General features: G+C 66.2%; 11 protein-coding genes. 7 read left to right on the top strand and 4 right to left on the bottom strand.

Annotated features, from left to right (window positions below):
• The first annotated feature begins 50 nt into the window (after positions 1-50).
• The 5 genes from VL15_RS32075 to VL15_RS32095 all read left to right on the top strand — a co-directional run bounded on the left by VL15_RS32075 (position 51) and on the right by VL15_RS32095 (position 5,832).
• On the top strand, positions 51-440 hold the full coding sequence (locus VL15_RS32075; RefSeq protein ID WP_048250837.1) for a hypothetical protein: 390 nt from the start codon (positions 51-53) through the stop codon (positions 438-440).
• Positions 441-645: 205 nt separating this feature from the next.
• Positions 646-2,430: a nitrite/sulfite reductase gene (locus VL15_RS32080; RefSeq protein ID WP_048250838.1), complete on the top strand. Its 1,785-nt coding sequence runs from the start codon at positions 646-648 to the stop codon at positions 2,428-2,430.
• A complete protein-coding gene (locus tag VL15_RS32085) occupies positions 2,427-2,870 on the top strand; it encodes a DUF934 domain-containing protein (RefSeq protein WP_048250839.1) in 444 nt (147 codons plus the stop codon). Before VL15_RS32080 ends, VL15_RS32085 begins: the two co-directional genes overlap by 4 nt.
• A gap of 559 nt (positions 2,871-3,429) precedes the next feature.
• Positions 3,430-4,902, top strand: coding sequence for a membrane protein (locus VL15_RS32090; protein ID WP_048250884.1), 1,473 nt, complete (start codon positions 3,430-3,432; stop codon positions 4,900-4,902).
• A gap of 30 nt (positions 4,903-4,932) precedes the next feature.
• Positions 4,933-5,832: a hypothetical protein gene (locus VL15_RS32095; RefSeq protein WP_053077751.1), complete on the top strand. Its 900-nt coding sequence runs from the start codon at positions 4,933-4,935 to the stop codon at positions 5,830-5,832.
• A gap of 45 nt (positions 5,833-5,877) precedes the next feature.
• Here the strand turns inward: VL15_RS32095 and VL15_RS32100 are convergent, their stop codons facing one another.
• From VL15_RS32100 to VL15_RS32115, 4 genes are all read right to left on the bottom strand, one after another.
• The gene (locus VL15_RS32100) at positions 5,878-7,158 is read right to left on the bottom strand and encodes a virulence factor family protein (RefSeq protein ID WP_048250840.1); all 1,281 of its coding nucleotides are present in this window, start codon (positions 7,156-7,158) and stop codon (positions 5,878-5,880) included.
• Positions 7,155-9,749, bottom strand: a complete 2,595-nt coding sequence (mprF, locus tag VL15_RS32105) for a bifunctional lysylphosphatidylglycerol flippase/synthetase MprF (protein ID WP_048250841.1) — start codon at positions 9,747-9,749, stop codon at positions 7,155-7,157. The genes VL15_RS32100 and mprF overlap by 4 nt, the downstream gene beginning before the upstream one ends.
• Positions 9,750-10,178: 429 nt before the next feature.
• A complete protein-coding gene (locus tag VL15_RS32110) occupies positions 10,179-10,613 on the bottom strand; it encodes a hypothetical protein (RefSeq protein ID WP_048250842.1) in 435 nt (144 codons plus the stop codon).
• Between the two features lie 80 nt (positions 10,614-10,693).
• Positions 10,694-11,602, bottom strand: a complete 909-nt coding sequence (locus VL15_RS32115) for a LysR substrate-binding domain-containing protein (protein WP_080971023.1) — start codon at positions 11,600-11,602, stop codon at positions 10,694-10,696.
• 95 nt (positions 11,603-11,697) lie between these two features.
• Here VL15_RS32115 and VL15_RS32120 point away from each other — a divergent pair, with 95 nt between their 5' ends.
• Positions 11,698-12,135, top strand: a complete 438-nt coding sequence (locus tag VL15_RS32120) for a GlcG/HbpS family heme-binding protein (protein ID WP_048250846.1) — start codon at positions 11,698-11,700, stop codon at positions 12,133-12,135.
• 4 nt (positions 12,136-12,139) lie between these two features.
• On the top strand, positions 12,140-12,916 hold the full coding sequence (locus VL15_RS32125; protein ID WP_048250848.1) for an SDR family oxidoreductase: 777 nt from the start codon (positions 12,140-12,142) through the stop codon (positions 12,914-12,916).
• Positions 12,917-12,997: the final 81 nt, after the last annotated feature.

Below are 12,997 nucleotides of genomic sequence, written 5' to 3' on the forward strand. Positions count from 1 at the left end.
ATCGGCGCGCGGGTTACATTGCTGATCCCGCTGCCCCTTCACGATTTTCCATGAGCCAACTGCCCTACCTCGATCACGACGCGTTGTTGAAACTGACGGCCGAAGCGGCGCACGTCGCGCAGCCGTGCACGTGCACGAAGACATCGCTCGCCGGATGGACGAGCCTGCCGCTGTCGCTGCAGGACGCGCAACTGACCGAAGTAGCCACGCTCGCGCCGCCCGGCGATGCGGAGCCGACCTATGCGGAATATCATCCGGCCGGTACGCGCTACGCGTCGGACGATGCGCCGATCGCGCTGCGCCATTTCCCGTACAACCGCTGCAACGTCAGCCGCTGCCGCACGTGCGGCCGCCTGTTCCTGCGCTATCAGGAAGGCGGCGGCTACTTCATCGACCAGCGCATTCGCGCACTCGATCCGGCGCTCGTCGTCGACGCCTGAATCCGCCACGGGCATGAATGCATGTCCGGCCCGCGCGGGCGCCGCCACGACCGGCGTCGCGCCCGCCATCTGCTGCGCCCTTTTCGTCCCGATCTGCTGCTTGTCCCGCCGCCCCGCGTTCCCTACGCTGTCCCCGGTTGCCTGACACCCGTCGCAACGTCCCTTTCGAGCCGCGCGCGCCGTGGCTCCTCTCGCGTATCACGTCATGTATCGATATACCGATTTCGACCGGGCGCTCGTGCACAGCCGCGCCGCCCAGTTTCGCGACCAGCTCGAACGCTGGCAGCACGGCACGCTGAGCGAAGACGCGTTCCGGCCGCTGCGCCTGCAGAACGGCTGGTATGTGCAGCGCCACGCGCCGATGCTGCGCGTCGCCGTGCCGTATGGCGAACTGTCGAGCGCCCAGCTTCGCGTGCTCGCGCGGATCGCGCGCGACTACGACGTGCCCGACGACGCCACCTATCGCGCCGCGTGCGACGCGCAGGCGTTGCTCGGCACGCTGCGTCTGCCGACCCGCAGTGCGCACTTCACGACCCGCACCAACGTGCAGTTCAACTGGATTCCGCTCGCGAAGGCGGCCGACGTGATGGACCTGCTCGCGACCGTCGACATGCACGGCATCCAGACGAGCGGCAACTGCATCCGCAATATTTCGTGCGACGAGCGCGCGGGCGTCGCGCCGGACGAGATCGCCGATCCGCGCCCGTTCGCCGAAGTGATGCGCCAGTGGACGACGCTGCACCCCGAATTCGCGTTCCTGCCGCGCAAGTTCAAGATCGCGATCACCGGCGCGACCGAAGATCGCGCGGCGACCGACTGGCACGACGTCGGGCTGAAGCTCGTGCGCGACGAGACGGGCGAGCTCGGCTTTCGCGTGAGCGTCGGCGGCGGGATGGGCCGCACGCCGATGATCGCGACGCTGCTGCGCGCGTTCCTGCCGTGGCGGCACGTGATGAACTACATCGAGGCGATCGTCCGCGTGTACAACCGCTACGGCCGCCGCGACAACAAGTACAAGGCGCGGATCAAGATCCTCGTCAAGACCGAGGGGCAGCGCTACATCGACGACGTCGAGGAGGAGTTCCGCCAGATCGTCGACCATGACGGCGGCCCGCATACGATTCCACAGGCCGAGTTCGAGCGCGTCGCCGCGTCGTTCGTCCCGCCGCGGCTCAAGCCGCGCACGCTCGACCTGCACGACGCGAATGCGCGCGTATCCGCGCAGGCGGCCCGCCATCCGGCGTTCGCGCGCTGGCTCGCACGCAATGTCGCCACGCACCGCGACCCAGCGCTGCGCATCGTCACGCTGTCATTCAAGCGTCGCCTGCAGGCGCCCGGCGACGCGTCGCCGGACCAGCTCGACGCGCTCGCCGATCTCGCCGAGCGCTACTCGGCCGGCGAGGCGCGCGTCACGCACACGCAGAACGTCGTGCTGCCGTGGGTGCACGTCGACGACCTGTTCCTGCTGTGGGAAAACGCGCGCGCGATCGGGCTCGCCAGTGCGAACGTCGGGCTGCTGACTGACATGATCGCGTGCCCGGGCGGCGACTTCTGCGCGCTCGCGAACGCGCGCTCGATCCCGATCGCCGACGCGATCGCCGAGCGCTTCCAGGATCTCGACCTGCTGCACGACGTCGGCGACATCGACCTGCACATCAGCGGCTGCATCAATTCCTGCGGCCATCATCACAGCGGCCACCTCGGCATCCTCGGCGTCGACAAGGACGGCGCGGAGTGGTACCAGGTGACGCTCGGCGGGTCGGACGGCTCGACCGCGAGCGGCCCCGCGCGGCCGGGCAAGGTGATCGGCCCGTCGTTCTCGGCGGACGAGATCGTCGATGTCGTCGATGCGATCGTCAGCGCGTATCTCGACGCGCGGATCGATGCGAACGGCCGCAGCGAACGATTCATCGACACGGTGCGCCGCATCGGCGCGGAACCCTTCAAGGCCGCCGCGAACGACGCGCGCCATCAGGCGGAGCACGCATGAAGCCAGCCAGCGACAACGACAGCACCAACGCACGCATCCGGCTGCTGACGCCGGCCGAACACGCCCGCGACACGCAGCAGCACGACGATGCGACGCTGACGATCGGCAACGACGAGGAACTGCCGCCGCTCGCCGCGCGGATCGCGCAGGCTGTGCGCATCGACCTGCGGTTCCCGTCGTTTACCGACGGCCGCGCGTACAGCCAGGCCTACCTGCTGCGCAAGCGCTTCGGCTTCGCCGGCGACTTGCGCGCTACCGGCGACGTGTTGATCGACCAGCTGCTGCTGATGGAGCGCACGGGATTTTCGAGCGCGGTGCTCGGTGACGACACGGACATCGCGGCCGCGCGGCGGCAGCTCGACCGGTTTCCGGGCTTCTATCAGCGCGATGCGAGATCGGAAGCGCCGGCATCGCCGCGCGAGATAATGTCAGACGATTGACTTGATTCGCAAGCGCGCGGGCACACTCGCCACGATGAGGAAGTCATTCATAGGATCATTCAATCTGCATTCCTCATGCCAACCCTCGCACCATCTGGCAATATCAGCATAATCCCGCATTTGATTCGGTCATTGCTTGACATTTTCAACGTATAACCTAGCTTGACTCTACGGATCAAATGCGCGGCACATTCTGTTCGATTCATATCGGGACACATGAATCGCGTGAAGATTCGACACAATAATTAAGTTATACAAATAAATTTCAACCTGGGGACTCGCCATGGACAAGTCATCGTCTTGCGGCGTAACAAACACCACCGCAATCGCTCCGTTCGCAAACGCATCGCGCGCGCCGGCATGCGAAGCCGCCATTCCCCCCGTGCGCGCGTCGAAGCATCTCCTTGCCCCTCCGCGCTGACCCCGCTGCCCCTTCCCTGATTCACTTCATCGAAGCAAAGAGAATCGTTTCGCCGTTCGGCGGCGGAACGCGACATTAGCCTGTCTTCCGCACGCGTGATCGTGCCTGGAAGCGGGCGTGATCACTCGCGAGCACAGCATGGCTACCTCGAATCCGTTTAACCCCTGGACTCCCACTGTCAATCCCGTTCGAACGAACCACTGGACGGCAAGGGTTCGCGCATGGCGCTTGAGCTTAGGTTTGATTCTCGTCAATGTGGCTGGAGCAGTAATCGCAACATGCGCGACCAACCGGCCGATTCACCAACCGGGCGCTGGAGATTGGCCCTGCTCGTTCCTGGCCTGGCTCCACATAGTCGGGGCCTGGATTCATGGAGACTTTTCATCGCTCTGCGCAATTCGATGGCCGTGGACCATCATCCTCATCAGCGGGATCGCCACCGTGCTCGTCGGTGCACCGCTCATCGCGTTCCTGTGCCTTGGCTGGTATGCGCGTTATGACGAGTTCCGCAACAGCCTCAAGAACGACGCGCTCGATGCCTACCTGAAGCGCTTCTGGTCGAAATCGCTGCTGAAGACGATCCGGTACGCAGAACAGCAAGGAGGCCCAGTATTTACCAGCGATACGGAGCGCCTGAGCCAATTCTCGGCGTACTGGCCAACACTGGGCGACCGCCTGTTCGCGAATATCTATCACGCGCAGTACGGTCTCTGGGTTTTTGTGCCACCGTTTCTGATCCTGCTTGTCGTGACTTATGCGATCACGGCCGTCGTCGCGTGGTTATGCACGGTGGGGGCCTGCGCATCGACAAATACCGCGACCTGCATTTTCGGGCTCGGCACCCCAATGGTCGTTTCGGCAATCGCCGGCGCGCTGATGTTTGTCGTCAGCGATTCCGTACTGAACATCCGGCGTCGTGCGCTCAATGCATCCGACGTCTACTGGTACTCATTGAGGCTGTTTCTCGCGATGCCGCTTGCGGTCGTCGCCGCGGATGCACCGTCGTCCGGCGCTCCGCCGCATGTGCTGATCGCATTCACACTGACCACCTTACCTGTCGAAGAAATCATCAAGGTCATTCGCCGAATCGCGGCGACAAACGTAACCGCACTCGAAATAGAAAAAAGCAAACCAGACGAGTTGCTCCAACTGAGCGGCGTAACAACGTTCGTGACTGCCACATTGCACGCAGAAGGCATCACGTCGATCGAGCAGATGGCCGCAGCCGATCCCGTCACGCTATCGATTCGTACCGGATTTCCGTTTCGTTTCACGCTACGGCTCGGCTCTCAAGCGATCGTGCGCCGACATTTCGGAACGGACGCTTCGAAGCTACTGCCGATCGGCCTCGCGGACGTTGTGCCGATCTATCTGCTCGTCCTGGCCCTCGACGGCAATCAACCAGTGGGAGTCCCGCTCAACAGACCGCAACTCGACGAGCCCGAGACAATCGTCAACGCGGCCGCCACCTGCCTGTTTTCCGGTACACCTACCGGCCTCGATATGGAAAAGCAAGCTCCATTAATCGTGAAAATGAAATTCCGTCAGATTGCGGCGGAAGAGTACACGTCGATGCTGGCGCGGATCACGCCGCTCGACCCGGCGCTGTAGCGTGCACCAACACCCTGAGAGGGAGGTTCCATGTCATTCATCTATCCGCTGGCAGTCCTGCAGCCCGGCGACCTGAACCGCGATCGCGGCAGCGTCCTGACAACGTCGACCTGGCGGTTTCTCGCGCAAGGCGACTCATGGTTCTCCATCGGGCAGTTGCCGCCATGGGCAACCAGCAACCTGCTGTTCAGCCTGCGTTTGCCATACAGCGCTGCGGCCGTGTCGATGGCGTCGCCTGGCAAGACATTCGCGCAGATGGTTGATTGGACAAGCGAGGTGCAATTCGCCACGTATCTCGCTGGCGGAACACTTGCCTATTCATGGGATGCGATTCTGCTGTCGGCAGGCGGCAACGACCTGTTCGACGCAATTCTGACGCTCCCCACTGAAACCGATCCGGGCAAGGCTGCCCGTCGGTTACTGCAAAACACCGCCCTCGTTCCGTCGAGCGGGCCGATCAACCGCTACCTGCGTCCGGAGGGTTGGCAAGCCTTCTTCGCAATGATCGAAGACTGTTTCGCCGCAGTCATCAGCAAACGGGATGCACCGACCAGTCGTTCCAACGGCGTACCCATCTTTATCCACACCTACGACTGCCCCCAACCGCGCAACGCGCCTGCCGGGCCCGGCATTGGCCCGTGGCTGTCACGCGCGTACACCGAATACGCCATTCCGCCCGGTGATTGGCTAGATTTGACGACGTACATCATTCAGCAATGGGCTCAGTACTTGTCGGGAATCAACGGCAGGCTCATTGCACGCGGAATTGCCAAACCCAATGTCCGGCCGATCTACTTGATCGGCACGCTCAACCCCGACCCAGCCAATTCGACAGGCCCCTCCGGCGACTGGGAAAACGAGATTCATCCGTCACCGCAGGGATACGCCAAGCTCGGCATCGCATTCGAGAATCAGGTTACGCTGACGTGAGCGCAGCATGTCGGGGCGGCAACATCTCCGCCCCGACATGCTTGTTCAGCGCGCCGCCACCGGCTTGCCGAACGCGCCGAGGATCTTCTTCTCGAGCGCAATATAGTCGCGGCCGAAGTGGTGATCGCCCTGCGTCTTGATCACGTCGGCGCCCGTGTTCACGAGCGCCGGACACATCGTGTCCTTCTCTTCCGCGCCATAGAAGCACTGCACGAGCTGCGGCGGCACCTTCGCCAGTTCCGGCGCGACCTTCAGCGCCTTGTCGCTCGCGGGCATGCCGAGCCAGCCCGTCACGCGGATCTGGAAATCGGCGGACGGCGCGAAACCGAGCAGCGACATCACCGCGACCTTGTCGCGCAGGTCGGCCGGCAGCCGGTTGTACGCGAACGGCATCACGTCGGCACCGAACGAATAACCGACCAGCGCCACGCGGTTCGCATGCCAGCGCGCCGTGTACGTCCGCATCACGCGCGCCAGATCGCGGCTCACCTGTGCGGGCGGCTTCTCGCTCCAGAAATAACGCAGGCTGTCGATGCCGACCACCGACACGCCGTCGCGCTGCAGCGCCTCGGCGATCGTCTTGTCGAGATCGCGCCAGCCGCCGTCACCCGAGATCACGATCGCGAGGCGATCGCTGCCGCCCTTGGCCGGCAGCTCGACGAGCGGCAGATCCGACACGTCGAGCTGATCGCCGCTGCTGTTGTCACGCAGGTGCGACGTGACGAGCGACACGAGCTTCGCGGTGTCGCCCGCGGCGGCCGTTTCGACAAAACCCGGCATCGCGCGGCGCACGATCGTCGGATCGGGTGGGCACGGCTTGAAGCGCGGATCGAGCTTCGCCGCCGGATCGACCGAGACGACACCGGCAATCGTGTTCTCCGGCGCCATCGACAGGATCTGCTTCGCGATCGCGCCACCCTGGCCCACGCCCGCGACGATCGGCGTGAAATAGCGCGACGACTGCGCGAGGCGTTCGAGCTGGTGGCTGACCGCCTCGGCGTCGCCGTCGAGGTGGTGACAGGTCTCCTGCTTCGCGGCGAGATTCATCGCATAACGCTCGGAATCGACACCCACCGTCATCGCACCGGCCTTCGCGAGCGCATCGGCGGCCTGCTGATCGGCGGCATTCCAGCCGGCCTCACGCGAGAACAGCACGACGAAACCGCGCAGCGGCCCGCTCGGCTTGGTCACGGTAACGGGCCCATAACGGCCGCCCGACACGGTTTCGGCCTTTACTGCCGCCGGCTGCGTGGCACACGCGGCGCCGGCCAGCATCATTCCCGCGCAGGCGATTGCCGCCCGCGCGATTCCCTTCTTCGACATCATGAACGCCGACCTCCAGCCAGCAATGACAGATCCGCCAGCGTGACGAACACGCCGACCGAGCCCGAGGCCGCGAGGTAACGCGGCTCCCAGTGCGGTTCGAACTTGCTCTTGAATGCGCGCAAGCCGCGGAAGTTGTAGAAGCGGCCGCCGAAGCGCCAGACCATCAGGCCGAGCCGGTGCCACGGCGACGGCATCTTCGCCGCCCCCATCCCCGAGAACGGCGCGATACCCAGGCTCAGCTTGCGAAAGCCCGCTTCCTTCAGATGCAGCGCGAGCTGCGTAAACAGATACTCCATCGCGTACGGCGACGCGTCCGGCAGATGGCGCATCACGCCGACCGTCGCCTCGGTGTTGAGGTCGGTCGTCATGAACGTGACGAACGCGATCGGCTTGTCGGCCTGACGCACGAGCATCACCGACTGCGTCGCGAGATAACCGTCGTGGAACGCGGCCACCGAGAAGCTCTTCTCGCGTGCGTCGCGGCTGTCGAGCCAGCCATCCGAGATGTCGCGCAGCTTCGGCAGCGCGACCGGCACGTCGCACGGCGCGATCACCTCGACCGCCAGCGCGTCCTTGTCGCCGCGGCGCAGCGCGTAGCGCAGGTGCGAACGGTTCGAACCCTTCAGGTCGAACTGGTCGAGCGCGATATGCGCTTCCTCGCCGAGCTTCATCAGCGTGAGCCCCGCGTCGAGATACAGCGGCAGCGCGTTCGCGCGCACCTGGTAGAACGCCGCGCGGCCGCTGTGCGCATGCGCGAGCGCGATGAACTTGCCGATCAGCGCCGGCCATTCTTCGCGCGGCCCGACCGGGTCGTGCAGCGCGGCCCACGTGCGGCCGTACTTCGCATACATCAGGAACGCCTGGCGCGACTCCGAGAACAGGAACGACTTGTCGCCCATCAGCGCGAGGCCCGCATCGCTGCATTCCTGCGCGCGGATGATCCGCTCGGCGTCGAACAGATCCTGCTGCACCGGCTTCACGAAACGGCCGGGTGCCGGGCGCAGCAGTTGCCACAGCGCGAACATCGCGACGAACACGCCGCTCGCGAGCGTCGCGCGCAGCGCACGCGGCGCGCGCGCGTCGAACGAGAAATGCGACCACAGCTCGCGCGTGTACGGCACGTCGCGGAACGCGAAGAACAGCACCCACACGGCCAGCATCAGCACCATCGTCACCGATACGAACCAGCTGACCGTGAAGCGCTCGGCGAGCAGCGACGAATGACGGTTGAAGCGGCGGCGGCTGACGAGCAGCAGCACGAGCAGCGTGCCGAGCACACCGGCCTCGACGAACGCGAGGCCCTTCGCCAGCGACAGCGCGAGGCTCGCGAGCGTCAGCGCGAAAGTCATCCACCATGCGCCGTCGAGGCGGCGCAGCAATCCGCGCGCGACGAACAGCAGCGCGACGCCGAGCACACTGCAGATCACCTGCGAGCCTTCGAGCACCCACAGCGGCACGAGGTGGCGCAGGATCGCGATCCGGTGCCAGAACGCGGGCGTCGCGCTCGAGATCACCAGCATGCTGCCGACCGCGAACGTCACGAGGCTCAGGAACACCGGCGCGAGCTGCGACACGCGCACGGCCTGCCGCGTCACGAGCCGGCGCCGCAGCGCGCGGCCCTCGAAACCGGCCAGCAGGCCGGCCGACAGCACGAGCGGCACGCCGAAGTAGATCGCGCGATACGCGATCAGCGCGGCGACCATCGCATGGGCGGGCACTTCGCGGCCGAGCGTGAAGACCATCGCGGCTTCGAACACGCCGATCCCGCCCGGCGTATGGCCGATCATCCCGAGCAGCAAGGCGGCCGCGTAGACGGTGATGAAGGTCGGGAAGCCGACCGGCGCGGCCGGCAGCAGCACCCACAGCGTCAGGCCCGCCGCGACGACGTCGAGCACCGCGTAGACGACCTGTGCGACGAGATCGCGCCGCGCGGGCACGTCGAACGACAGCCACTTGAAGCGCGTCACGACCGGGCGCGCGGTGTTGCCGCACATCACGACCATCGCGGCCAGCACCACGAGCAGCGCGGCGCCGCCCCACGTAAGCACGCCGGGTGCGACGTGCAGCATGGCGGCAAGCGCCTCCGGCACGCAGACCATGCCGACCGCCGTCATCAGCACCATCGCGAGCGCCAGCGTGCCGCTCGTGAACACCGTCATCCGGCCGATCTGTGCAGGCGTGACGCCCGACACGCCGTACACGCGCGCGCGGACCGCGCCGCCCGTCAGCGCGCCGAAGCCGGTCGCGTTGCCGAGCGCGGACCCTGCGATCGCGCCGATCCACAGCGCGACGCGCGGCACCTTCGCGGCGACATAACGCAGGCCGACCGCATCGCGGGCGACCAGCGCGAGATAGCTGAGCGCCGTTGCGGCCAGCGACGCGCCCCACTCGCCGGCGGACATGTGACGCAACTGACGGATCACCGACCGGTAGTCGACGGATTCCGACAGGTGCTGGAAAACCACGATCAGCAGCAGGCCGATGCCGAGCGCGAGCAGCGGCGACAGCACGCGCTCATGGCGGATCAGCGCCCGGACACGGGCGATCACCGCCGCGGCACGGCCGGGCGAACCAGAGTGGCGGGAAGACATAGGTTATTCAGTGGTGGTGCATAGCGTGTCGCGGCGCAAGGTAGCCAGGCGGCGACGAATCTGGTTGTTCTGCGTGGGCGGTCGGCCGGAAGAAAAGGCAGGGAGCGCCTGAATCAGAACTTACAAGTATACGGGTCTTATATTACAAAATCTTTCCGGTTCGCATTGTGCGGTTTTGTGGCGTGCGGGGCGCGTAAACATCGCATCAAAATCGTGCGGCCGAAAAACGCAAGGTGCGCATCATACCGGGAACCGGGGCGGTTTTTTCGTCGGATGAATGACTTGTGATGCATTTGGGAGAAATCTGCCGGGCGGGCCCGACTGGCGAGGATGAAAACGTGACGGCGCGGGGCGCCTCCGGAATGGGGACAGGTTGATTCGGCACGCTCGCCCCCGCTTTCCACCGTGACGGAATCGCACTGCGTACCGTCACTTCGCCCGCTCATGCTCCCCCAACCCGATCGCCTTGTAGTCGTAAGTCGGATAGAACTCCGTCCGGTACGCACCCCACGCCGTATCCTCGAGCACCCGATTGACTTCACGCACCCGCGACGCCGGCAACCGCAGCACGACGATCTGACCGATCCCCATCGTCACGGTCCAGCTCACCACTTCGACGCCCGGCGGCGGAAACGCCTTGTAGAACCCCTGCTTCGCGAGCTGCGCGTTCAACTCGGCGAGCGGGCGCGATTGATCGTGCTTCAGGAACACGGTCAGCAGCACCGCATTGTCGGGCGTCGCGGCAGCCGTGCCGGCCGGCACGGTCGACGTTTGGCCAAAGGCCGGCGCGCCGCAGGTCGCGGCGGCCGCCAGCGCGGCGGCGAGCACGAGGGTTCGAATCGGGAAATGCGGGAATGCCGGCATGACGCGCTCCCTGGCTGCGTGGATGGAGCCGCCATCATGCGCCGCCGCGCGAATCGCTGCCGGCAGGCGACGCCGTCGAATTACGCTTCGCCGGCCCGCTCGCGCAGCACGTCGATGAACGCGCGCAGCTTCGCCGGCACGTGCTTGCGATTCACGTAGTAGAGCCACATCGGCGGCAACGTCCGGCACGCGCCCGGCAGCACCTCGACGAGCGTGCCGTCGCGCAGGTCCTGCTCGATGCGCTCGCGCATGAACGCAAACGCGATGCCGACACCCGCACGCGCCGCATCGATCACCGCGTCGGCATCGTTCGTCACGAACACGCCGTCCGGATCGAGATCGACGTCGCGGCGCCCATCGTGCAGCAGCCACTTGTGCAGGCGCCCGCTCTCCGAAAACCGGAAGCGGATGCAGGCATGACGCTCGAGCTCCGTCATCGACGCGGGCACGCCGTACCGCGCCAGATAACCGGGCGACGCAACGAGCGCGCACGACAGCGCGGGCGCGATCCGCACGCCGATCATGCCCGGCTGCAGCCGGTCGGCGAGGCGGATCCCCGCGTCGAAGCCGTCCTTCGCGATGTCGACCAACTCGTTCTCGTAGCGGATTTCGAGCCGGACTTTCGGAAAGCGCTCACGGAACGCAGCAAGAATCGGCGCGATCACGAGCGAGCGCGCCAGCGGCAGCGCGGTCACGCGCAACAGCCCGCTCGGCTCGCTGCGCGCGTCCTTCAGCGCGTCGCGCGCCTGCATGACTTGCCGGTAGGCGGGCTCCGTCTGCTGCCAGTAGCGCTGGCCGGCTTCCGTCAGGCTCACGCCGCGCGTGCTGCGGTTGAACAGCTTCACGTTCAGCTCGCCCTCGAGCTGCCCGATCGCGAGGCTGACGGCGGCCGGCGTCAAGCCCAGCGCGGCGGCGGCCCGCGTGAAGTTGCCGGCCGTCGCGACGCTGATGAATACGTGCAGCCCGGCCATCGGATCGCGTCTGCCCATCATTAAAAAAACTTGAAACTCCTTCGAGCGGAATGCGGATTCTCCCATATACCGCGACGGCCTACACTGGCCCTGTCGTCCCACCGGAGCCTCGAATGGACCCGCTCACCGCCGCGCTGCCGCTCGCAGCCGCCCGCCGCACGATCGAAGCCGCGCTCGCGCACGCCGCGTCGCTGCAAGTCGCCGGCGTCGCCATCGCGATCGTCGATGCCGGCGCGAATCTGCTCGCATTCGTGCGCACCGACGACTGCTTTCTCGGCGCGATCGATCTGGCGCAGCGCAAGGCGCAAACGGCCGTCCGCTTCCGCACATCGACCGGCTCGCTCGGCGCGATGTCGGGCGACGGCCCGCTGCGCGGCATCGAACACAGTCACGGCGGGCTCGTCACATTCGGCGGCGGCGAACCGCTCGTCGACGACAACGGACGCTGCGTCGGCGCCATCGGCGTATCGGGCGGCAGCGTCGACGAAGACACCGCGATCGCCCGACATTGCCGCGATCGCTTTCACGCAACGCTCCTCACCACAAGGTAAGCACATGGCACAGCAACGCATCCTCATCACCGGCGCGGGCACCGGATTCGGCCGCGAAGTCGCGCTGCGGCTCGCCGAACGCGGTCACGACGTGACGGCCGGCGTGCGCGTCACGACCGAGATCGACGAACTGGCGGCCGCCGCCGCGCAACGCGGCACCACGCTGCGCGCCATCAAGCTCGACGTCACGTCCGCGCACGACCGGGCCCGTGCGGCCGAACTCGACATCGACGTGCTCGTGAACAACGCGGGGGTCGGCGAAGCCGGCGCGCTCGTCGACCTGCCGGTCGAGATCGTGCGCGAGCTGTTCGACGTCAACGTGTTCGGGCCGCTCGAACTGACGCAGCAGATCGCGCGCGGGATGCTCGCGCGCCGGCACGGCAAGATCGTGTTCGTGTCGTCGATCGCGGGGCTGATCACGGGGCCGTTCACGGGCGCCTATTGCGCGTCGAAGCATGCGGTCGAATCGGTGGCCGAGGCGATGCATGCGGAACTGGCACCGCACGGTATTCGCGTCGCGGTCGTGAACCCCGGCCCTTACAGCACCGGCTTCAACGACCGGATGATGGAGACGGCGCAGCGCTGGCGCGATCCGGCCGTCCACACGGTGACGCCCGAGCGGCTGACGTTCCCGCTCGAACAGCACGACCCGGAGGAAATGATCGCGAAGATGGTCGACGTGATCGATAGCGACGGCGGCGCGTTCCGCAACCTGCTGCCGAAGTCGTCGGAAGCGTTCGTGCGCGCCGAACAGGCGCGTGCGTGGGACCGGCAGCAGTAACGCAAGCCGGCGGCGGCCGACGGGTCACACCGCATCCGCCGTCGACTGCCATGCCGGCAGCCCGGACCGCCGCCGGCTGGC

The organism is Burkholderia cepacia (genome assembly GCF_001039005.1).
Lineage (GTDB): Bacteria > Pseudomonadota > Gammaproteobacteria > Burkholderiales > Burkholderiaceae > Burkholderia > Burkholderia theae.

What these genes read in the sequence shown, in the direction of transcription:
- VL15_RS32075 (WP_048250837.1), top strand. Translation starts at nt 51, where the DNA reads ATGAGCCAACTGCCCTACCTCGATCACGACGCGTTGTTGAAACTGACG.
- VL15_RS32080 (WP_048250838.1), top strand. Translation starts at nt 646, where the DNA reads ATGTATCGATATACCGATTTCGACCGGGCGCTCGTGCACAGCCGCGCC.
- VL15_RS32085 (WP_048250839.1), top strand. Translation starts at nt 2,427, where the DNA reads ATGAAGCCAGCCAGCGACAACGACAGCACCAACGCACGCATCCGGCTG.
- VL15_RS32090 (WP_048250884.1), top strand. Translation starts at nt 3,430, where the DNA reads ATGGCTACCTCGAATCCGTTTAACCCCTGGACTCCCACTGTCAATCCC.
- VL15_RS32095 (WP_053077751.1), top strand. Translation starts at nt 4,933, where the DNA reads ATGTCATTCATCTATCCGCTGGCAGTCCTGCAGCCCGGCGACCTGAAC.
- VL15_RS32100 (WP_048250840.1), bottom strand. Translation starts at nt 7,158, where the DNA reads ATGATGTCGAAGAAGGGAATCGCGCGGGCGGCAATCGCCTGCGCGGGA.
- mprF (WP_048250841.1), bottom strand. Translation starts at nt 9,749, where the DNA reads ATGTCTTCCCGCCACTCTGGTTCGCCCGGCCGTGCCGCGGCGGTGATC.
- VL15_RS32110 (WP_048250842.1), bottom strand. Translation starts at nt 10,613, where the DNA reads ATGCCGGCATTCCCGCATTTCCCGATTCGAACCCTCGTGCTCGCCGCC.
- VL15_RS32115 (WP_080971023.1), bottom strand. Translation starts at nt 11,602, where the DNA reads ATGGGCAGACGCGATCCGATGGCCGGGCTGCACGTATTCATCAGCGTC.
- VL15_RS32120 (WP_048250846.1), top strand. Translation starts at nt 11,698, where the DNA reads ATGGACCCGCTCACCGCCGCGCTGCCGCTCGCAGCCGCCCGCCGCACG.
- VL15_RS32125 (WP_048250848.1), top strand. Translation starts at nt 12,140, where the DNA reads ATGGCACAGCAACGCATCCTCATCACCGGCGCGGGCACCGGATTCGGC.